This window comes from Pyruvatibacter sp. HU-CL02332, from assembly GCF_040362765.1.
Classification (GTDB): domain Bacteria; phylum Pseudomonadota; class Alphaproteobacteria; order CGMCC-115125; family CGMCC-115125; genus Pyruvatibacter.
In genome coordinates, this window is record NZ_BAABWK010000001.1 from 316,850 (window position 1) to 336,525 (window position 19,676).

Annotated in this window: 20 protein-coding genes; 5 read left to right on the plus strand and 15 right to left on the minus strand. The window is 58.2% G+C overall.

Annotated elements, in window-relative coordinates:
* Positions 1-71 precede the first annotated feature (71 nt).
* The 3 genes from ABXH05_RS01565 to ABXH05_RS01575 all read right to left on the minus strand — a co-directional run bounded on the left by ABXH05_RS01565 (position 72) and on the right by ABXH05_RS01575 (position 3,418).
* Positions 72-1,067, minus strand: coding sequence for a LysR family transcriptional regulator (locus tag ABXH05_RS01565; RefSeq protein WP_353559478.1), 996 nt, complete (start codon positions 1,065-1,067; stop codon positions 72-74).
* Positions 1,068-1,234: 167 nt separating this feature from the next.
* Positions 1,235-2,431 carry a formate-dependent phosphoribosylglycinamide formyltransferase gene (gene purT, locus ABXH05_RS01570; protein ID WP_353559479.1) on the minus strand — a complete coding sequence of 399 codons (1,197 nt, stop codon included), beginning with the start codon at positions 2,429-2,431 and terminating at the stop codon, positions 1,235-1,237.
* A 24-nt stretch (positions 2,432-2,455) separates the two neighbouring features.
* Positions 2,456-3,418, minus strand: coding sequence for an oxidoreductase (locus ABXH05_RS01575; protein ID WP_353559480.1), 963 nt, complete (start codon positions 3,416-3,418; stop codon positions 2,456-2,458).
* Positions 3,419-3,575: 157 nt separating this feature from the next.
* Between ABXH05_RS01575 and ABXH05_RS01580 the strand changes: the two genes are divergently transcribed.
* Positions 3,576-4,307 (plus strand): esterase/lipase family protein, encoded by a 732-nt coding sequence (locus ABXH05_RS01580; RefSeq protein WP_353559481.1) that lies wholly within the window; start codon positions 3,576-3,578, stop codon positions 4,305-4,307.
* 3 nt (positions 4,308-4,310) lie between these two features.
* Positions 4,311-5,585, plus strand: a complete 1,275-nt coding sequence (locus tag ABXH05_RS01585; RefSeq protein ID WP_353559482.1) for a TCR/Tet family MFS transporter — start codon at positions 4,311-4,313, stop codon at positions 5,583-5,585.
* Here the strand turns inward: ABXH05_RS01585 and ABXH05_RS01590 are convergent.
* Positions 5,582-6,205: a cation efflux transmembrane domain-containing protein gene (locus ABXH05_RS01590; RefSeq protein WP_353559483.1), complete on the minus strand. Its 624-nt coding sequence runs from the start codon at positions 6,203-6,205 to the stop codon at positions 5,582-5,584. The two genes, ABXH05_RS01585 and ABXH05_RS01590, sit on opposite strands and share 4 nt — an antisense overlap.
* 102 nt (positions 6,206-6,307) lie before the next feature.
* Here ABXH05_RS01590 and ABXH05_RS01595 point away from each other — a divergent pair, with 102 nt between their 5' ends.
* Entirely contained in the window at positions 6,308-6,760 is a 453-nt protein-coding gene (locus tag ABXH05_RS01595; RefSeq protein ID WP_353559484.1) for a MerR family transcriptional regulator, read from the plus strand.
* Here the strand turns inward: ABXH05_RS01595 and ABXH05_RS01600 are convergent.
* The 5 genes from ABXH05_RS01600 to miaA all read right to left on the minus strand — a co-directional run bounded on the left by ABXH05_RS01600 (position 6,750) and on the right by miaA (position 12,036).
* Positions 6,750-7,433: an aspartate/glutamate racemase family protein gene (locus ABXH05_RS01600; protein ID WP_353559485.1), complete on the minus strand. Its 684-nt coding sequence runs from the start codon at positions 7,431-7,433 to the stop codon at positions 6,750-6,752. The genes ABXH05_RS01595 and ABXH05_RS01600 overlap by 11 nt on opposite strands.
* 65 nt (positions 7,434-7,498) lie before the next feature.
* A complete protein-coding gene (gene ilvC / locus ABXH05_RS01605) occupies positions 7,499-8,518 on the minus strand; it encodes a ketol-acid reductoisomerase (RefSeq protein WP_348138634.1) in 1,020 nt (339 codons plus the stop codon).
* A 57-nt stretch (positions 8,519-8,575) separates the two neighbouring features.
* Positions 8,576-9,088 (minus strand): acetolactate synthase small subunit, encoded by a 513-nt coding sequence (gene ilvN / locus ABXH05_RS01610; protein WP_043949538.1) that lies wholly within the window; start codon positions 9,086-9,088, stop codon positions 8,576-8,578.
* Between the two features lie 110 nt (positions 9,089-9,198).
* Positions 9,199-10,962: an acetolactate synthase 3 large subunit gene (locus ABXH05_RS01615; protein WP_348138631.1), complete on the minus strand. Its 1,764-nt coding sequence runs from the start codon at positions 10,960-10,962 to the stop codon at positions 9,199-9,201.
* A gap of 144 nt (positions 10,963-11,106) precedes the next feature.
* Complete coding sequence (miaA, locus tag ABXH05_RS01620) at positions 11,107-12,036, minus strand: tRNA (adenosine(37)-N6)-dimethylallyltransferase MiaA (protein WP_353559486.1); 930 nt, start codon at positions 12,034-12,036, stop codon at positions 11,107-11,109.
* Positions 12,037-12,089: 53 nt separating this feature from the next.
* On the opposite strand from miaA, the gene serB reads away from it, so the two are divergent.
* Complete coding sequence (gene serB, locus ABXH05_RS01625; RefSeq protein ID WP_353560965.1) at positions 12,090-12,986, plus strand: phosphoserine phosphatase SerB; 897 nt, start codon at positions 12,090-12,092, stop codon at positions 12,984-12,986.
* 71 nt (positions 12,987-13,057) lie between these two features.
* Here the strand turns inward: serB and ABXH05_RS01630 are convergent, their stop codons facing one another.
* The 4 genes from ABXH05_RS01630 to hflK all read right to left on the minus strand — a co-directional run bounded on the left by ABXH05_RS01630 (position 13,058) and on the right by hflK (position 17,258).
* The gene (locus ABXH05_RS01630; protein ID WP_348138627.1) at positions 13,058-14,527 is read right to left on the minus strand and encodes a DegQ family serine endoprotease; all 1,470 of its coding nucleotides are present in this window, start codon (positions 14,525-14,527) and stop codon (positions 13,058-13,060) included.
* A 293-nt stretch (positions 14,528-14,820) separates the two neighbouring features.
* A complete protein-coding gene (locus ABXH05_RS01635; RefSeq protein ID WP_353559487.1) occupies positions 14,821-15,006 on the minus strand; it encodes a DUF2065 domain-containing protein in 186 nt (61 codons plus the stop codon).
* Positions 15,007-15,024: 18 nt separating this feature from the next.
* Positions 15,025-16,110: a protease modulator HflC gene (gene hflC, locus ABXH05_RS01640; RefSeq protein WP_353559488.1), complete on the minus strand. Its 1,086-nt coding sequence runs from the start codon at positions 16,108-16,110 to the stop codon at positions 15,025-15,027.
* Positions 16,110-17,258, minus strand: coding sequence for an FtsH protease activity modulator HflK (hflK, locus tag ABXH05_RS01645; protein WP_353559489.1), 1,149 nt, complete (start codon positions 17,256-17,258; stop codon positions 16,110-16,112). The genes hflC and hflK overlap by 1 nt, the downstream gene beginning before the upstream one ends.
* A gap of 246 nt (positions 17,259-17,504) precedes the next feature.
* Here hflK and ABXH05_RS01650 point away from each other — a divergent pair, with 246 nt between their 5' ends.
* The gene (locus tag ABXH05_RS01650; protein WP_353559490.1) at positions 17,505-18,641 is read left to right on the plus strand and encodes an Mrp/NBP35 family ATP-binding protein; all 1,137 of its coding nucleotides are present in this window, start codon (positions 17,505-17,507) and stop codon (positions 18,639-18,641) included.
* An 80-nt stretch (positions 18,642-18,721) separates the two neighbouring features.
* On the opposite strand, the gene ABXH05_RS01655 is transcribed toward ABXH05_RS01650, so the two are convergent.
* Both ABXH05_RS01655 and ABXH05_RS01660 read right to left on the minus strand, forming a co-directional pair.
* Positions 18,722-19,012 (minus strand): hypothetical protein, encoded by a 291-nt coding sequence (locus ABXH05_RS01655; RefSeq protein WP_353559491.1) that lies wholly within the window; start codon positions 19,010-19,012, stop codon positions 18,722-18,724.
* Positions 19,013-19,241: 229 nt separating this feature from the next.
* A complete protein-coding gene (locus tag ABXH05_RS01660; protein ID WP_353559492.1) occupies positions 19,242-19,589 on the minus strand; it encodes a hypothetical protein in 348 nt (115 codons plus the stop codon).
* Between the last annotated feature and the right edge of the window lie 87 nt (positions 19,590-19,676).

A 19,676-nucleotide genomic window follows, 5' to 3' on the forward strand; every position in this document is an offset into this window, starting at 1 on the left:
TCTATCTCTATGTTATTTCCGGCTTTTTCAAGGTTCACGGCAGCTCAATAATGCCGCTGTGCCTGTTGAAATCATTCAGCCGCGGAAATCGCAGGTCCATGATCGTTGGCCCCAAGAGTTTCTGTCGCCGGATCATGCTGATGTCCAAGCAGTGGTACCTTGGCTACTTTGGCGCAATTGACCACAAAATCCATGGCATCACGCACGCGACCCACATGGGCGCTGTCATTGTGGGTCACAAGCCAAAGCTCCAGAGCACCCACGTCTTCCGCCTGCCCGACCCGCATAAGCAACGGGTCCTGATCACCAACAATGCAGGGAAGTGCCGTAAGGCCCAGGCCCTGGCGTGCGGCTTCAGCCCTTACAGCAACAGCGTTTGAGCGCATCACAACGCTTGCACCCTGCTCGGCGCGGCTCATCCACCACACCGGCCCAAGCGGGCTTTCAGAAAGGCTGAAGCCAATGACCTGATGCCCTGCAAGACGTCCAGGTTCTTCCGGGGCACCGCGCACTGCCAAATAGGCCTGGCTCGCATAAAGCCCATAGGCCATGTCGCCAATCTTGCGAACAATCACATTGCCCTGTGTGGGCCGGGCAAAACGAATGGCCACATCAATGTCTTTGAGTGAGCCTGCCGGTGCCCCAGCAGAGGGTGCCGGACCCGTCAGGTTTGGATCAGCGACAATCTCAAGGCGCAGCTCCGGGTGCTCATCACGAAATGTCGGCAGCTGAGGCGCCAGAACCGCCGACGCCAGAACATCCCCCGCCGCAACGCGGACCACAGCATCAGCCTCGCTATCATCGGCAACAAAATCGCGGGCAAGAGCAGACAGCCGTTGATCGACCGGGGCCAGTTGGGCCAGCAGCCGTTCGCCCCGCGGCGTAAGCCGGTATCCGGATCTGGATCGGTCAAACAAACGCGCTCCCAGCGCATCCTCGAGCGACGCGACGCGACGTAGAACAGTTGTGGTGTTGACCTTTAGAAGCGACGACGCGGCAGACAGACTTCCTGCCTCAGCAACCGCGAGGAAAAACCGCAGATCATCCCAGTTCAATCCGGCAGACATAGCCAACTCCTGCAAATGGTCTGTCTAGACTATGCAGGATACTGCAGCGCAAAAACGCAAAAATGCGACAAACAATTTGCAAATACGCAAACTTGTATCGCTGACATTGTGGGTCGTTCTGCCAAAAATCGCTGAAATGAGCCGTAAATCAGGTCAGTTTCTGCCAATCAGGCCTGAATCGGTTTCACCAGGGAGGCAGCCTCTTTGGCCCGGTCGCGGGCCGTATCCACATCCTTGGCAGACACAACCGCCACGCCCATCCGTCGCCTGACAAACGCCTCTGGCTTGCCGAACAGTCTTATCTGGCTTTCAGGCACCCTCAACGCTTCGTCCAGGCCATCATAAGCAATACCTTTGGCAGCCATACCGCCATAGATCACTGCACTGGCTGCCGGCTGAGCCAGCCCCGCGGACACGGGAAGGCCCAGAATGGCGCGCGCATGCAGTGCAAATTCGCTCTGGCGCTGGGAGCTGAGTGTTACCAGCCCTGTATCATGGGGGCGCGGGCTGACCTCGGAGAACCAGACGTCGTCCCCCTTCACAAACATTTCCACACCGAACACGCCACGACCGCCCAGCCGGGTCGTTACTTTGGCGGCAATCTGCTGGGCCGTTGCCAGGGCCCGTTCTGACATGGCCTGGGGCTGCCAGCTTTCGACATAGTCGCCGTGTTCCTGTCGATGACCGATCGGTGCACAGAACGATGTTTCAATCGCCCCCTGCGCATCCAACGACCGAACCGTCAAAAGCGTGATTTCATAATCAAAGTCGATGCGCCCCTCGACGATGACGCGGGCTTCTTCCACCCGCCCCGCCTGCAGGGCATAGGCCCACGCGTCGGGCACTTCTTCTGCACTTTGAACAAAGCTCTGCCCCTTGCCCGAGGACGACATGACCGGCTTCACGAACACCGGCATCCCGATATCAGCGGCGGCTTTGCCAAGTTCCCGCTCACTTGTGGCGAAGGCATAAGGGGAGGTTGGCAGACCGAGTTCTTCTGCCGCCAGCCGCCGAATGCCCTCACGATTCATGGTGAGCTGCGCTGCTTCAGCTGTTGGAATGACCTCAGCCACGCCCTCTTTGGCAATGGCTTCGAGTTCGCTGGTCGCAATCGCTTCGATTTCCGGAACGATAATGTGCGGCCGTTCGGCCTGGACCACCCGCCTGATCTCGTTGCCCTTGGTCATGTCTATGACGTGGGACCGGTGCGCCACCTGCATGGCCGGGGCACCCGCATACCGATCAACAGCAATGACTTCAGCGCCGAAGCGCTGAAGTTCTATCGCTACTTCCTTGCCCAGTTCGCCGGACCCCAGCAGCATGATACGGGTTGCAGAAGAAGATAGCGGCGTACCAATGCGCATGAGGGGCCTCGTTTGGGGAAGGAGTTAGGCGAACTGCTCTCCTACCATTTCTTCGGACTTAGTCCAAAGGGCAGCCGCCGTTTTGGGGTCCTGCGCATGGGGCAGAACGCCACCACGAATTTCCGCCATTCGCTCCGGGGTCACGTGCTCAGACTTGTGGCAGTCCTCACAGTAATATCCGCCTTCGCCTTCAAGCTCGGGCGCTGTTGCACACCAGGCCGCAGTAGCGCCGCCCTGCTCAACCGTCTTGAAGCCCGGATGCACTTCACCCTTGTCATTGACCCAGCCAAGCACCTTGAACTCTTCAGGGTCCATGTCGCGCTGCAATCCCGTCATGATGCCACCGGGGTGGACGGAAAAGGCACGAATGCCCCGATCCTTGAACCGCTTGTCCAGCTCAAGGGCAAACAACGCATTGGCTGTTTTTGCCCGTCCGTACGCCGTCCATTTCTCGTATTCCGTCGTCTCGAAATTCGGGTCATCGAGGCTGACATCGCAAATGCGGTGCCCCGTTGACGACAGGGCAACAACCCGCGCCCCACCAGCCTTCTCAAGTGCAGGCAGCAGGTGGCCGAACAACACAAAGTGGCCCAGGTGATTGGTGCCGAATTGGCTTTCAAAACCCTGCGCCGTCTTGCGATGCGGCGTCGCCATGATGCCCGCATTGTTGATGAGAATGTCGAGCGATTTTCCGGTTGCAACGAACCCGTCAGCGAACGCTCGCACACTGTCCAGATCACCTAGATCAAGCGCACCGGTCTCCACTTTGCTGTTTCCGGTGGTCTTCTTGATGTCATCAACCACACTCTTGAGCTTGTCCGGGCTGCGCCCCGGAATGATTACATGCGCCCCGGCACCGGCCAGCGCTCGCGCCGTTTCAACGCCCAGACCTGATGAAGCACCGGTCACAATTGCGACTTTGCCAGAGAGGTCCAGTCCTTCAACCACGTCTGCGGCTGAAGACCGCATTCCAAATTCCCGCGCCATACGTCTCTCTCCCTGATAGTGTCCAAACGGAGTCGCCCCAACCCTTGAGAGGCGCCCGTAAGACTATTCTTAAACATGACCCATGGTCATTTAATTACATGCTAGGCTATTTCAACCGCCGATGGCCACAACAGAAATCATAAAACGGACTCATCCCGTGCAACGTATCCCGTCATTGCCAAAATCCATGCGCTTCCGTGATGTTCTCGGTGAGGGCCGCGCCATTCTTGAGCTTGGGGCATTACCTGCATCGCTTCCAGCCCTGATGAGTCTCAGCCCCCGTGGCGACGGCCAGCCGGTGCTGACCCTCCCCGGCCTTATGGCATCTGATACCTCCATGGCCATCATGCGCCGCTTTCTTCGCGAGCTGGGCTATTCCGTCCACCCCTGGAAGCTGGGCCGCAATCTTGGTCCCAATGCCGAGCTGCGCGCCGGCATGATGGCGCGCCTTGAAGAAATTGAAGGCCGCGTCGGCCGCAGGGTCTCAATCGTCGGCTGGTCACTCGGCGGCATCTACGCCCGGGAACTTGCCCGCCGCTCACCCCGACTGGTCCGTCAGGTGATTACGCTGGCCAGTCCCTTTGCCGCCGGTATGCGCATGGACAACAATTATGTGGACGAAGCCCTGGCTGAGCGCCTGCGCACGCCACCGCCCGTTCCCTGCACGGCTCTCTATACGCGCCATGATGGTGTCGTCCCCTGGCAGACCTGCCGCGAGGATGTTCATCCGCATACGGAAAACATCGAAATTCCCGCAACCCATATCGGCATTGGTGTCAACGCATTGGCGCTTTATGCCATCGCGGACCGTCTGGCCCAGCCCGAAGGCAAGTGGCAGCCCTTCAAGAAGAACGGCGTCAAGTCCCTGCTCTATCGTGAGCGAGGCTAAGAGGTGACCAGCGGGGCCGATGCCACAGCAAATCCGGTTGCAAAACGCGCCCTGCCGTTCCTGCTCATCACCATTCTGATTGATGCCATCGGTATTGGCATCATTGTACCTGTGTTGCCCAGCCTGATTACCGAAGTGACGGAGCTCGACCTGTCGAACGCAGCCCTGTGGGGTGGCGCACTCATTTTCATCTATGCCCTGATGAGCTTTCTGTTTGCACCGGTGCTCGGCAATCTGTCGGACCGGTTTGGCCGACGCCCGGTGCTCATTATCGGGCTGACAGTTCTTGGCATCGATTATGTAATCATGGCATTGGCGCCGAACATCTGGTGGCTGCTTATCGGCCGCACAATGTCAGGCATCGCCGCTGCAACCTTCACCACCGCCAACGCCTACATCGCAGACGTGACCACACCAGAGGACCGCGCAAAATCCTATGGGTTGCTCGGGGCAGCCTGGGGCATGGGTTTCATGCTTGGACCAGTCCTCGGCGGATTGGTGGCGGACTTTGCAGACAGTGCCCGCGCACCCTTTTATCTGGCTGCCTGTCTTGCCTTCGCCAACGCGGCCTATGGCTTCATGCTATTGCCCGAAAGCCTTTCGCCGGACAAGCGTCGTGCCTTTGATATCAAACGGGCCAATACAATTGGCGCCATTCGCATGGTTGCCAAACATCCCGGCCTTCTTGGTCTGCTGATCGCGATGGTGTTCTACCAGATCGGTCACGATGCCAATCCGGCCATCTGGTCCTTCTACACCATGTACAAATTTGGATGGGATGCCGGCGACATCGGCTGGTCGCTCGGCTTTGTCGGCGTCTGCCTGATCTTCTCCATGGGGTGGCTGACCGGCTATGCGGTGCCGCGCCTCGGCGAAACCCGCGCCATACTCATCGGGTTCACCAGCGCCGGCATCGGCTTTTTGGGATACGCCCTCGCCACCCAAAGCTGGATGATGTACGCGGCCACCATCTTCTTCGCCATGGTCGGCATCGGCTCTTCGGCCCTGCGCTCCGTCCTGTCCAAACAGGTGTCGGAAACAGAACAGGGCGAATTGCAGGGTGCAATCACCAGCGTCATGGGCCTGACGGCAATCTTCACACCGCTGATGATGACCGGGCTTTTCTCGGCATTCACCGGAGACGACGCACCCATCCATTTGCCCGGCGCCCCGTACTTTCTTGCCACCATCGCCATGGCGCTGAGCATCTTCATGGTGGTGAGCTTTATCGGCCGCATAAGAGTGAAGCCGCAGCCCGCCAGAGGCGAGCAGGATTAAGCCGCAATTGGTGCCGACTGCAGCTCAACGCGTGCCTGCTTGATGATGGAAACAGCCGAGCTTGTGAACAGCCACGCCATGAAAGCTGCAACCGCAAGATCCGGCCAGGGTGACCCTGAAACGGCAACCACGCCTGCGGCAGCAATCACGGCAACATTGCCAATCGCATCATTGCGACTGCACAGCCAGACAGACCGGACATTGGCATCTCCATCCCGAAACTTCATCAGGATCAGGACACTCACGATGTTCGCCACCAGCGCCAGGGCAGCAATACTCCCCATGATTTCTGCGGATGGATCATTGAGGACAATCACGCGATAGGCCGTAAGGCCGAGCACCCCCACACCCATGAGAAGCAGCGAGATACCTTTCACAAGCGCTGCCCGCGCCCGCCAGTGCAGGGCCATGCCGATAACCATCAGCGACATGGCGTAAGTCGCCGTATCACCGGCGAAGTCCAGCGCATCAGCCTTGAGCGCCATCGACTGCCCGGCAAAGCCGGCGCTCCCTTCCACGAAAAACATCACGCCATTGATAGCAATCACTGCCCACAACGCCCGTTTGTAGGCAGCGCTTGCCCCATCAAAATCCACGCTGTGGTTGCACCCTGCGCTCATATCACCTGCCTTTACGAATGGGGTTGTATCTGCCCCGGTGACAGTCAACATAGGAGCTACAGTGACTAGAGCTTCAAGAGCCAAATCGAAAAAGGCGCAAAAATGTTCACCATCGGAAAGCTGGCAAAGCAAAGCGGCGTCAAAGTTCAGACCATCCGCTACTACGAGGAAATCGGCCTGATGCCGGTTGCTGAACGCTCAGCGGGCAATCAGCGCCTCTACACGCAGGCCCATGCGGATCGGCTGGGCTTTGTCCGCCATGGCCGCGAGCTGGGTTTTCCCCTCGATGCCATCCGCACCCTGCTGGACCTGACCGACAGACCAGACGCCTCATGCAAAGAAGCCGACGAAATAGCCCGTGCCCGCCTGGAAGAAGTTGAAAGCCGCATCGCGCGCCTTCAAACCCTTAAAACGGAACTCACCCGGATGATTGCGCAATGCGCACATGGAACCGCCAGTGATTGTCGAGTGATTGAAGTGTTGGCGGCAACGGATCATGCCGAATGCGCAACCGATGACCATCTGGCGGACGCAGCGCCTAGGCTTACGCCCTGATCGCCGTAATCGTTGCAGCCAGACCGCCCGCAGGACTCGTGAGGACAGGCACGGACACGTCCATGCCGTCCAGGGCATCCATCATTGAGGCTTGAGCCAGCACGATGACGTTGGCACCAGCCTGCTGGGCCAGGAGAATGCTATCGGCAATGAGCTGGTTCATCTTGTCCGTGTCACCAGCTTCAAATGCATCCCACGCCCCTTCAACCAGAACCGGGGCGATATCCGCCTTTTCGGCGACATGGCGCACTTCATCAGCAATCAGGTCGCAGGTTGGTTGCAGCGTGCATTTGAGGGTCGCAAGGACGGCAATCGAGCGACCCGCCCGCGCCGCTTCTGCAGCCATTGGGCGATCTACGCGAAGAACCGGTTTGTCTGTTTTGGCAGCTGCGTCATCCGCAGCGGGTCCAAGCGTGGAACAGGTGCAAAGGACTGCATCCGAGGATGCAGTGGCTTCGTGCAGAATGCGCGCGGCACGGGCACGCGTGTCTTCGGGAAGAACGCCAGACGCTATCGCGCGCTGCAGCAGGTCTTCGCGCACCAGATGAGACAACCGAATTTCCGGCAGGTCATGACTGATGTCGCCGCCTGTGAGGCGGGCGAAAAGGCGTTCGAAAACGTCAACGTGCCGGGGCGACGTGTGCAGCAGTGTCAAAACAAGAGCACGACGCATCACGTTACCTCCGGCACGCTTACATGGTTGAATCTGGATCGATAGTCCGACGAGCGGATTGTGACCTAGTTCTTTTCTTTGTCGACCATTTTTGTCTCGGCAATCCAAGGCATCATGGCGCGCAGCTTTTCACCGACTTCCTCAATCGGATGAGCCGCATTGCGGGCACGGGTTGCCTTGAAGCTGGTCTGGGCAACCTTGTTTTCGAGCATCCAGTCACGGGTGAACTTGCCGGTCTGGATGTCTTCCAGAACGCGCTTCATTTCAGCCTTGGTTTCGGAATTCACGATCCGCGGACCCGTGACGTAGCCGCCATACTCAGCCGTGTTGGACACAGAGTAATTCATGGTGGCGATGCCACCTTCATACATCATGTCAACAATGAGCTTCACTTCGTGGAGGCACTCGAAATAGGCCATCTCAGGCGCATAGCCTGCTTCCGTCAGTGTTTCGTAGCCAGCCTTGATGAGCTCGGAGAGGCCGCCACACAGAACAGCCTGCTCGCCGAAGAGGTCGGTTTCGCACTCTTCCTTGAAGGTTGTTTCGATGATGCCCGCACGGCCACCACCGATGGCAGAGGCGTAGGACAGACCGATGTCATGGGCGTTGCCCGTTGCGTCCTGATGGATCGCGATCAGGCATGGCACACCGGCGCCACGCTGGAACTCACCACGCACTGTGTGGCCGGGGCCCTTGGGCGCAACCATGAGCACATCAATGTCAGCGCGGGGCTGCAGCAGATTGAAGTGAACATTGAGACCGTGTGCAAACATCAGCGCGGAACCCGGCTTCATGTTGGCTTCCAGATGATCCTTGTAGATGTCTGCCTGAAGCTCGTCCGGCGTCACCATCATCATCACGTCGGCCCACTTGGCGGCGTCCGCAACACTCATGACCGGCAGGCCTTCGCCTTCGGCCTTCTTGGCAGAGGCAGAGCCTTCGCGAAGCGCAACAGCTACATCCGCAACACCACTGTCGCGCATGTTCAGCGCGTGGGCGTGGCCCTGGGAGCCATAGCCGATGATGGCAACTTTCTTGCCCTTGATGAGATTAACGTCGGCGTCGCGATCATAATAAACGCGCATCTTGTTTCTTCCTTATCTGCGGTCGGTTGTTCAGTGTGGCCGAAAATTTGGCCGTGATTACATCTGCTCCGCACCGCGGGCGATGGCGACGACGCCGGTACGGCTGACATCGACAAGGCCCAGCGGGCGCATGAGATTGACGAAGGCATTGATCTTTTCCGGCGAGCCGGTGATCTCGAAAACGAAGGACGAATGGGTGGTGTCCAGCACGCTGGCGCGGAAGGCATCAGACAGGCGCAGCGCTTCAACGCGCTTTTCGCCAGTGCCGGAGACTTTCACCAGCGCCATTTCGCGTTCTATGGAAATCGTGTCCAGCGTCAGGTCCACCACCTTGTGGACAGGCACCAGCCGGTCCAGCTGAGCCTTGATCTGCTCAATCACCATCGGCGTACCATTGGTCACGATGGTGATGCGCGATTTGTGCGCATCCTCATCGACCTCAGCCACGGTCAGGCTCTCGATGTTGTATCCGCGTCCTGAAAACAGGCCGATGACACGCGCCAGAACGCCCGCCTCGTTGTCCACGAGAACGGCAATGGTGTGGCTTTCAATTTCGGCAGCAGCTGGCATGAAAAGTGAGCTTCTCTCAGGCTTTTTGGGGTTTTTCGTCTTTTTTCGAATGATCAAATGGCCGACCCGGCACAGCTGCCGGACCGGCCATTCAAAGAAGTGCGGGCGCGTTATACGAGGATTTTGCCCTCATCGGAAATAGCATCCGTCGGGTCTTTGGCCTCATCCGCCAAAATCATGTCGTTGTGAGCTGCCCCCGACGGGATCATCGGGAAGCAGTTTTCAGTTTTATCGACAATGCAGTCGAACAGAACCGGTTTCTTCACATCCACCATTTCGCGGATCTTGTCGTCGAGTTCCGCAGGGTTTTCCGCCCGGATACCGACGCCGCCATAGGCTTCCGCCAGCTTCACGAAGTCCGGCAGAGCTTCTGAATAGGAGTGCGAGTAGCGCGCGCCATGCAGCAGCTGCTGCCACTGGCGAACCATGCCCATATATTCGTTGTTGAGGATGAAGATCTTGACCGGCAGATCATACTGGATCGCCGTAGACATCTCCTGCATGCACATCTGGATCGATGCCTCACCGGCAATGTCCACCACCAGCGCATCGGGGTGTGCCATCTGCACACCAATGGCTGCCGGCAAGCCGTAACCCATCGTGCCCAGACCACCAGATGTCATCCAGCGGTTTGGCTCATCAAAGTGGAAGTGCTGGGCGGCCCACATCTGGTGCTGCCCCACTTCTGTCGTGATGTAGGTATCCGGGCCCTTGGTCAGCTCCCACAACCGCTGAACCGCATGCTGCGGCTTGATGATCGTGTCCGAGTTCTTGAACTCAAGCGACTTGCGCGCGCGCCAGCCGTCAATCTGCGACCACCACTGCTCAAGCGAAGCCTTGTCCTGCTTGGCCGCCTTGGCTTTCCACAGACGCAGCATATCCTCAAGCACATGAGCAACATCGCCGATGATCGGGATATCAACATGGACGTTTTTGTTGATGGACGACGGGTCGATATCAACGTGGATCTTCTTGGCACCAGGCGCGAACTTGTCGAGGACGCCGGTGACCCGGTCGTCGAAGCGCGCACCCAGATTGATCATGACGTCACAGTCATGCATCGCCCAGTTGGCTTCATACGTCCCGTGCATGCCCAGCATGCCCAGCCACTGTTTGTCGCTGGCGGGATATGCCCCGAGACCCATCAGGGTTGAGGTGATCGGGAAGCCTGTCGTGCGAACGAACTCACGCAGAAGCTGGCTTGCTTCCGGGCCTGAATTGATGACGCCGCCACCGGTGTAGAAGATCGGCTTCTTGGCGGTAGCAATGAGATCAATCGCTTCTTTGATGCGATCAATGTTGCCTTTGACCTGCGGGCGATATGTCGGGTGGCCCTGTGTGGTCGGCCCGGAGTACATGCCCAGCTGGAACTGGATGTCCTTGGGGATGTCGACAACAACCGGCCCCGGACGACCATGGGTCGCAACGTAAAACGCTTCATGCAGAATGCGTGGCAGGTCATCAACAGACTGAACCAGCCAGTTGTGCTTGGTGCAGGGCCGCGTGATGCCGACAGTATCAGCTTCCTGAAAGGCATCATTGCCAATCAGATGCGTCGGTACCTGACCGGTAATGCAGACCAGAGGAATGGAATCCATCAGGGCATCTGTCAGACCGGTGACCGCATTGGTGGCACCGGGGCCAGATGTAACAAGGACAACGCCCGGCTTGCCGGACGAGCGCGCATAGCCTTCAGCCGCATGAACAGCGCCCTGCTCATGGCGAACGAGCACGTGCTTGATCGATTCACGGTCAAAAAGCGCGTCATAGATGGGAAGCACGGCGCCGCCTGGATATCCAAACAGCGTATCCACGCCGTGGTCCTCCATGGCTTTGACAACCATCTCCGCACCGCTCAACTCGCGCGAGGCCATGACCCTAATCCTTCGTGTCCAAGCCCGCTTTGAGCCAATCAGCCGTCAAAAGCGGGAGAAATCCAACAAAAAGGCTTCGGAAAAGGCACAAACCTGCCCCGAAGCGCGGGCGGACATTAGGGCCGATTGTGCGCTGCGTCAAGACTATCTGGAAAGCAATGACAAAATTTCTTTGCGTTTTCTTTTCGATTGTTGCGTAGAAATGGCATTCCACGAAACCATTTGCGTCCGCGCCCAGGTCAGCTGCCGCTTGATGTAGCGGCGGGTCTGACCCTTTCCCTGCTCCATGGCGTCCTTCAGGGATAGCTCTCCACGCAAATGCGCCATCAGCGGCGGCACACCCACCGCTTTCATGATCGGCAAATCAGGATCAAGGTCGCGCGACAGGAGTTTTTGAACCTCATCAAGCGCTCCTTCCTCAATCATGTGATCAAACCGGGCGTCGGACCTTTTCGTCAGCTCAGATTTTTCCGGCGTGAGCACCGCCTTGATGAAGTCCGCCTCCAGTAGCGGTTCCGCCGGTGCATCCTGCCAGTCCGCAAGGCCACGACCAGTAGCCGCCAGCACTTCAAGCGCCCTTGATATGCGTTGCGGGTCTGTTGGTTTGATGCCGGCCGCGGTCTTTGGGTCGCGGTCAGCCAGGTGAGCATGTGCCTGTTCCGGCCCCAGCTCCTCAACAAAAACGCGCGCAGCTTCCCGGTTGATGCCGGGAATGTCCGGGATCGCTGAAAGCCCTTCGGTCAGCGCCTTGAAGTAGAGCCCCGTCCCCCCGACGAGGATCGGCAGGTGGCCCCGTGCCCAGACGGCTTCAATCTCCTGCACGGCAATACGCGCCCAATGGGCCGCCGAGCACGCAACAGACGCATCCATGAAGCCATAGAGGTGATGAGGTATCTGCGCTTCGTCTTCTGGTGAAGGCCGCGCGCTGAGTATCCGCAGATCACGATAGACCTGCATCGAATCCGCATTGATGATTTCGCCATCTGTCCGGCTGGCAACATCCATTGCCACAGCTGACTTGCCGCTCGCCGTTGGCCCTGCAATAAGCAGCACACGTCGCCTATCTGGTGTCATTTTTCTCTTGTCTATTCGGCCGATATGCGGCCTTTGAAAACGAAGTGAGTAACATGCGGTCGGTCCTGACACTCATCTCAAATCCGCAAACACGCAAGCTGTCTGTTGAAGATCTGGACGCTGTTCGTCGGGCCGTCCCCGAAGCGGGCGCCCCGGCCTGGCTGGCCGACGACATCGCCTGCGATCTGCTGGTCGACATTGACCCCGCCGAGCTCCACGCCATTGAGGCTGCGGCACGCGCAGCCCTCGATGGCCAGCCGATCGACATCATTGCCCAGGGGACCAGCCACCGCCGCAAGGCCCTGCTCATCGCCGACATGGATTCGACCGTCATCCAGCAGGAATGCATCGACGAACTGGCGGCAGAAGCCGGCATCGGCGCCCACGTGGCAGACATCACCGAGCGCGCCATGCGCGGGGAGCTGGCATTCGAGCCGGCACTGCGCGAGCGCGTCAAACTGCTTGAAGGCCTGCCGGAAGCAAAACTCGAACAGGTATTTGAAACACGGATCACGCTGTCTCCCGGCATTCGTACAGTGACCGACACGATGCGCCTCAATGGTGGATATTGCGCCCTCGTCTCGGGCGGTTTCACGTTCTTCACCGCCCGCGTGGCCGTGACGGCGGGCTTTGATACCAACCGCGCCAACATTCTTGAGATGAAAGATGGCCATCTTACGGGCACCGTCACCGATCCCATTCTCGGCAGGGCGGCGAAGCTTGAAAGCCTTCAACAACTGGCAGCAGAACATTCCCTCGCCATTGAAAGCACCATGGCTGTGGGCGACGGCGCCAATGATCTTGCCATGATTGAAGCCGCCGGTATCGGCGTGGCCTATCATGCAAAGCCTGTGGTGGCGCAGGCGGCCCCTGCCCGACTGGACCACACTGACCTCACCTCATTGCTGTACATCCAGGGCTATGCCCGCGATGAGTTTGCAGGCCAGTAACAAAAAGGCCCCGCACCGCTGGGGTGCGAGGCCTGTTTCATCTTGTCAGGTTAGTCTGAATGGAAAGCGGCTTAGCTGCCTTCAACCCGAAGAGCGACGAAGCTTGTCTCGCCACCGCGGCTGATCTGCAGAAGCACTGATTTCAACCCTTCAGACTTGGCACGAGCAACCTGCTCTTCGACCTTATCCGGATTGGTCACGTTTTCCTGAGCCACCTTGACGATGACATCGCCGGGACGCACCCGCTTCTCAGCGGCCTGACTGCCAGGAACAACAGCAACAACAAGCACGCCATCCACATCTTCGGCCACTTCATACTGCGCACGCAGCACGTCGTTCAGCGATGACAGCGACAGGCCGAGCGTTTCGTTCTCGGAAGGCTTACGCGGTTCAGCTTTTGCTTCGACGGTGCCGTCGGCTTCTTCAAGACGCCCAAGAGTGACCTGATAGGTTTCCTCTTTGCCGTCCCGCAGAACCAGCACGTCTACTGCTTTGCCAACTTCGGTATCCGCAACAATGCGCGGAAGATCACGCATCTTGTCCACAGGCTTGCCGTCAAACTTGACGATCACATCACCCGCTTCAAGACCACTGCCGACTGCTGGGCCACCTTCCTGGATACCGGCAACAAGCGCACCCTTGGTATCTTCAAGGCCAAGGCCTTCAGCCAGATCATCGGTGACTGTCTGGATACGCACGCCAAGCCAGCCACGGCGTGTTTCACCAAATTCCTTGAGCTGATCGATGACACTTGTCGCCGTCGTTGCAGGAATGGAGAAGCCGATGCCGATGGAACCACCAGTTGGTGAAATGATGGCTGTGTTCACACCCATGACTTCGCCGGCCATGTTGAACAGCGGGCCACCAGAGTTACCGCGGTTGATGGATGCGTCCGTCTGAAGGAACGCGTCATACGGACCCGCATTGATGTCACGGTCGCGCGCCGAAAGGATACCGGCGGTTACCGTGCCGCCAAGGCCAAACGGATTCCCGATCGCCATGACCCAGTCACCAACCCGAAGTGCTTCGCTATCGCCAAAGCGAACGAAAGGAAGCTTGCGATCTGCGTTCACTTTGAGCAGAGCAAGATCCGTTTTGGGATCACGTCCCAGAACTTCAGCGTCAAGTGTTTCACCGTCAGAGAAAGTGACAGTCACTTCGTCAGCGTCTTCCACCACGTGGTTGTTGGTAACAACAAGACCGTCTGGGTCAATCACAAAACCGGAGCCAAGTGACTGCACCTTGCGTGACTGCTGTTCGCCACCATGACGCTCAAGAAACTCTTCGAAATATTCCTCAAACGGGGAACCCGGAGGAAATTCTGGAAGCGGGACTCCGCTGCCACCGGACACGGTCTGGGCCGTTGAAATATTGACCACCGCAGGCGTCAGCTTTTCAGCGAGGTCTGCAAAGCTCTCAGGCGCGGACCGTGCATCTGCCGGAGTCCAGGCAAGAGAGGCTGCGCCAATCGCCACAACGCCAAGTGCGAGCGTTGCTGCGCGCGCAATGCGGGTGGCGGAAAATGATGTTTGGAATGTCACTTGAGGACGTCTCCTTGGGTTTTCTCGAAGGCCCCAGCCGTTTGAGTGAACTGATTGTCAGAGCCAGGTAGCGCTCCCGACAAAATATGCCGCGAAACGCTTTGTTCTAGGGTACTGCCCATTTCACTTGCGTTAACCACAAAGCGGGGCAGAAAGAGGACAAGCGGCTTGATACACATCCGCATTCTCTCGTTTATCAGCAGAAAATGTGGGCAAAAGGAGGCGCGCCGGCGCCATGAACATTACGTTTTCGTGAGGTTCATGGCCCTGAACGCAGGCCCCAAGCGCAGTCTTCAGCCGCGCACCAGCCAGACAATGACCAGGCCAATTGAGGCCGCCAATAGTCCCCCCATACGCAAAGATGCGTCAGGCGTGTCTTCCACCATCTTCAGCATACGGCGGAACGCTTGAGGAAAAGCAGCATAGGCCACGCCCTCTATGACGAGGACGAGGCCTATGGCAACCACAAGATCAGTCATGTGCTGAGCACCGCCCGCTTACTGGGCAGGCGCTGCTTCTTCTGTTTCAACAACCGGCTCCGTCACTGGTGCAGTTTCAACCGGTGCTTCGAGAGGAAGCTCGATATCCACCGTAGGTGCGGCCTGTTCAAGCTCAGCGCAAAGAATGCTGCGCAACGTGGCATCACCTTCAAGTCGGGTCAGCAGCGCTTTTGCCTGTATGGATGCCGACCGCCCAATAGGAGCATTGCTGTTTGGAATGGCATTGGGGTTTGTGAAATAGCGGAAGAACTCGCTGTCAGGAGACAGCACAGCCGTGGTTTCACCCACCATCAACGCCTGCTCGTAGGACTGCATTGAGCGGTAGAAAGCAAAGAAGTTTGGATCAATGCCAAACGCTTCCGCAAAGATGCGGTTACGACAGGCATCGCCCTCACCACGAATGATTTCAGCGTTACGTGTCGATTCGGCGATCGTCACCGTTGCACCACGATCAGCATTGGCGCGGATACGCTGCGCCACTTCCTGACCCTGAGCACGAAACTCATTGGCTTCACGTTCACGTTCCGTCTGCATCCGACGGAAAATCGCCTGACTGTTGGCTTCCGGCAGGTCAGCGCGGCGGATACGCACATCCACAACGTCGATGCCAAACTGCTCGGCTTCACCGTTCATCTGGTCCTTGATGCGCTCCATCAAGACGGCACGGTCGTCCCGCACAACAGCTTCGAAGCTTTCCTCACCAAGTACGCGGCGAAGGCTGGACCCCAGAATGGTGCCAAGGCGAGACCGGGCAACTGATTCATTGCCAACCGAGATGTAGAACTTCAGCGGGTCAACAATCCGGAACCGGGCAAAAGCATCCACAACGAGGCGCTTCTGGTCAGACGCGATGACTTCTTCCGGCTGGATATCCAGATCAAGAATGCGCTTGTCGATGGTGATGACGTTTTGAACAAACGGCACTTTGAACTTCAGGCCAGGCTCAAGAACGACTTTCTGAGGCGCACCAAACTGCAGAACAAGCGCCTGCTGGGTCTGATGAACCGTGAAGAGAGAATTGGCTGCAACAATGCCGCCAATGACGAGGACGACCGCAAGGCCGATGAGTGTAGTGCGGCCCATTAGTTTGCCTCCTGCGTCGTATTGCGACGGCGCTCAACCTCAGGCAGTGGCAGATACGGCACCACGCCTGACCCACTATCGCCATCGATCAGCACTTTGTTCATGTTGTTGAGCACGCGCTCCATGGTTTCCAGATACATACGCTGACGCGTCACATTCGGCGCTTCCGCATATTCACCGTAGATGGAGAGGAAGCGGCGGGCCTGACCTTCAGCTTCTTCAACTGTCTGGTCACGATAGGCAGCAGCTTCCTGCTCAACCCGTTCAGCCTGACCACGCGCTTCCGGCAAAACCCGGTTGGCATAGGATTCAGCTTCGTTTCGTGAGCGCTCGGCGTCAGCACGGGCAGCCTGCACGTCGCGGAATGCATCAATCACAGCAGATGGCGGGTTGGAGCCCTGGATCTGCACCTGAGTGATACGGATGCCTGCACCATATTCGTCCAGCAGGTTCTGCATCAGGTCCGACACACGGGCCTGCGCCTGAAGACGACCTTCGGTGAGCAGTGGCTGAATGTTTGATTCGCCAACAACCTCACGCATGGAGCTTTCAGCCACAGCCTTCACGGTCCCCACAGGGTTCTGGATGTTGAACAGATAATCGTCCGCATCCTTGATGACCCAGAACACTGAAAAGTCGATATCGATGATGTTCTCATCGCCGGTGAGCATCAGGCTCTCTTCCGGCACGTCGCGCACGGCGCCCTGACGGACAGAGCGGGTGTCTTCACCGGTCCGCATGCCCACATCAACGCGGTTCACCCGCGTGACCTTCGGCGTGTAGACCGATTCAATCGGGTACGGCAGGCGATAGTTCAGACCTGGCTGGGTGGTCTTGCTGTATTCGCCAAAGCGCAGAACAACGCCCTGCTCATCCGGCTGAACCCGATAAAAGCCCGAAGCAAGCCAGACCAGTGCCAGAACAACCACACCGGCAAGAATGCCGCGTGCGCCGATGCCGCCGCCGGACCCGCCAGGGAATGACTGGCGAAAGCGTTCCTGCCCGCGCCGTAGGATTTCCTCAAGGTCAGGACCCTGACCGCCAGGGCCGCCGGAACCGCCCGGACCACCGGACCCATTGCCACGTCCGCCACCTGAAGGCCCCTGCCCCCATGGACCGCCACCACCACTCTTGTCGTCCCAGGGCATATGTCTTCCTCTTGATCTGGCGCGCGCACCGCAAATTTGTCGCGCCGCCTTGACTAGTTACTGACGGGCAGCCAAGTGCTACCCCTCAAAAAGATCTGTACCGGCTTATATGATAGGCAAACCGCCCGCTGCAACGCGAACCGGAATAAATCGCACGGCATACCCCCTAACTATGTAAGGGAAACCTTGCCGTGCTGACCTTAGCGGGACCAATCCGGGACACCAAATCAAGGACCCTTTAGCGATATGACCAGCCGTTCTGGACCGAACAGGGATCAAATCCTCGCCGCCCTGGCCACCGTCAGTGCCCCCAACGGCAAAACCCTGCCCGATGCGGGCCTTGTTCAGGGGCTGGTGATCCGTGATGGCAATGTGGGATTTGCCCTCGAAATTGACCCGGCACAGGCTGCAGCAATGGAGGATGTCCGCGCCGCGGCCGCAGAAGCCGTAAAGGCTGTCCCCGGCGTGCTTTCAGTAACCGCCGTCCTCACGGCCCACAACGAAGCACCGTCAGCGCCTGCGCCGAAGCAGGAGGCGGCACCTCAGGCCCCGGCCCATGCCCAGGGCGGAAAAACCGGACCGCTCGACATTCCCGGTGTCGGCGCCATCGTGGCAGTTGCCAGCGGCAAAGGCGGCGTGGGCAAATCGACACTTGCTGTCAATCTCGCTTTGGGACTTCACGCGCTAGGCCTGAAGGTCGGCCTGCTGGACGCCGACGTCTACGGCCCCTCCATCCCCCGCATGCTGGGCCTGAATCGCAAACCGGATGCAAGCGACAACAAAAAACTCATTCCTTTAGAAGCCTATGGCATCAAGGCCATGTCCATCGGCCTCATTGTCGAAGAAGACACACCCATGATCTGGCGCGGCCCCATGGTCCAGTCCGCCATTTCGCAGATGCTCGTGGATGTGGAGTGGGCACCCATTGATGTTCTGATCGTCGACATGCCGCCGGGCACCGGCGATGCACAGCTGACCCTTGCCCAGCGTGTTCCGATGACAGGCGCGGTGATTGTCTCCACGCCCCAGGAAATTGCCCTCATCGATGCACGCAAGGCCGTCGCGATGTTTGAAAAAACGCGGGTACCCATTCTGGGTGTCGTGGAAAACATGGCTTGGCTCGAAATGCCGGACGGGTCCCGCAATCACATCTTTGGTGAGGGCGGCGCGCGCAAGACCGCTGAAAAGCTGAATGTGCCGTTCCTTGGCGAAGTGCCATTGATCACGGCTATTCGTGAAGGCGGTGACGAAGGCAGGCCAGTATCTGGTGTAGAGCCGGATGGTGCATCAGCATCCGTGTTCAAACAGATTGCCGCCGGGCTGATGGCGTCCCTTGAAAACACGGGACAAAAACCCGCTCCACGCATCGTCGTCACTGACTGAACGCAAAACGGGGCTCTCGCATGAGAGCCCCGTTGGCGGCGTCATGGGCTCACGACCCACGATGTGTTCTCAAGCAGGTGTTACACGCGACCATGTGGGTTGCGGTCACCAGGAAATTCGTCTGCCTGCACAGCAACATTGCTCTGTGCAGAAGAACCTGTAGCAGATGCTGTACCATGCTGATGACCGGGATTACGGTCACCTGGGAAATCATCATTGCTCATGTGAGCAGTCTTTTCGGCAGATACGGCCTGCTCAACGGCAACCGGCGCATGTGGGTTGCGGTCACCTGGGAAATCACCAGATGCTCCTGCAGCAAGAGCGGGAGCGGAAATTGCGACAAGCGCAGCTGAGATCAAAAGCGTTTTCATTGGATGTCCTCCGGACGTTTGTTGTTGATTGCCTCATGCACATCCTTGTGCCGCTTCAATGTGCGTATTCAGCCAATCACACGCACATCAAGCCGACACGCATATGTGTGAGACATTCGTGAGGACACAAATCCGCAGTCTTCACCACAGTCTTCCGCCCGTCCCATCGCACAAACACAAAGGGCCGGAGCATTTCTGCTCCGGCCCCGTGATCGCATGTGATGGATTGTTAGCGTCCGGCTACAAGCGTGGCACTTTCAGCAGAGCCATCTGGCGCTGTGAGGTCCCATTTGTCGCCAACGGCACGTTCAACTGCAGCAACACAATACGGTCCGGTTTCCGCCGTTGCCGCGGAAGAGAAGCATGCCTCTTCACCTGACAGCTCCCATGTACCGTCAAGGGTTGCATCACCCATGACCTGCGAATAGCTGCCGTCAGCATTGATCAAAACAGAACGTTCCGCGCCATCAGCGCCTGTGACGTTCACGGTGTTCTCATAGAACGAAGCCATCGGGTCAGCCAGCGCCACACCTGTCATAAAACCAAGGGCTGCAAGCGTTGCAAAAATAAGTCTCATCGTCGGTTCCTCCCAGAACGCGTTTTGTTTTTGGCACCCCACACAGAGGTTTGGTTAACGCGGGGGAGACAGTGCCACAAAAAACAA

Excerpts from the sequence above, each read along its gene's own strand:
- ABXH05_RS01565 (WP_353559478.1), bottom strand. The coding sequence starts at position 1,067 with ATGTCTGCCGGATTGAACTGGGATGATCTGCGGTTTTTCCTCGCGGTT.
- purT (WP_353559479.1), bottom strand. The coding sequence starts at position 2,431 with ATGCGCATTGGTACGCCGCTATCTTCTTCTGCAACCCGTATCATGCTG.
- ABXH05_RS01575 (WP_353559480.1), bottom strand. The coding sequence starts at position 3,418 with ATGGCGCGGGAATTTGGAATGCGGTCTTCAGCCGCAGACGTGGTTGAA.
- ABXH05_RS01590 (WP_353559483.1), bottom strand. The coding sequence starts at position 6,205 with ATGAGCGCAGGGTGCAACCACAGCGTGGATTTTGATGGGGCAAGCGCT.
- ABXH05_RS01595 (WP_353559484.1), top strand. The coding sequence starts at position 6,308 with ATGTTCACCATCGGAAAGCTGGCAAAGCAAAGCGGCGTCAAAGTTCAG.
- ABXH05_RS01600 (WP_353559485.1), bottom strand. The coding sequence starts at position 7,433 with ATGCGTCGTGCTCTTGTTTTGACACTGCTGCACACGTCGCCCCGGCAC.
- ilvC (WP_348138634.1), bottom strand. The coding sequence starts at position 8,518 with ATGCGCGTTTATTATGATCGCGACGCCGACGTTAATCTCATCAAGGGC.
- ilvN (WP_043949538.1), bottom strand. The coding sequence starts at position 9,088 with ATGCCAGCTGCTGCCGAAATTGAAAGCCACACCATTGCCGTTCTCGTG.
- ABXH05_RS01615 (WP_348138631.1), bottom strand. The coding sequence starts at position 10,962 with ATGGCCTCGCGCGAGTTGAGCGGTGCGGAGATGGTTGTCAAAGCCATG.
- miaA (WP_353559486.1), bottom strand. The coding sequence starts at position 12,036 with ATGACACCAGATAGGCGACGTGTGCTGCTTATTGCAGGGCCAACGGCG.
- serB (WP_353560965.1), top strand. The coding sequence starts at position 12,090 with ATGCGGTCGGTCCTGACACTCATCTCAAATCCGCAAACACGCAAGCTG.
- ABXH05_RS01635 (WP_353559487.1), bottom strand. The coding sequence starts at position 15,006 with ATGACTGATCTTGTGGTTGCCATAGGCCTCGTCCTCGTCATAGAGGGC.
- hflC (WP_353559488.1), bottom strand. The coding sequence starts at position 16,110 with ATGGGCCGCACTACACTCATCGGCCTTGCGGTCGTCCTCGTCATTGGC.
- hflK (WP_353559489.1), bottom strand. The coding sequence starts at position 17,258 with ATGCCCTGGGACGACAAGAGTGGTGGTGGCGGTCCATGGGGGCAGGGG.
- ABXH05_RS01650 (WP_353559490.1), top strand. The coding sequence starts at position 17,505 with ATGACCAGCCGTTCTGGACCGAACAGGGATCAAATCCTCGCCGCCCTG.
- ABXH05_RS01655 (WP_353559491.1), bottom strand. The coding sequence starts at position 19,012 with ATGAAAACGCTTTTGATCTCAGCTGCGCTTGTCGCAATTTCCGCTCCC.
- ABXH05_RS01660 (WP_353559492.1), bottom strand. The coding sequence starts at position 19,589 with ATGAGACTTATTTTTGCAACGCTTGCAGCCCTTGGTTTTATGACAGGT.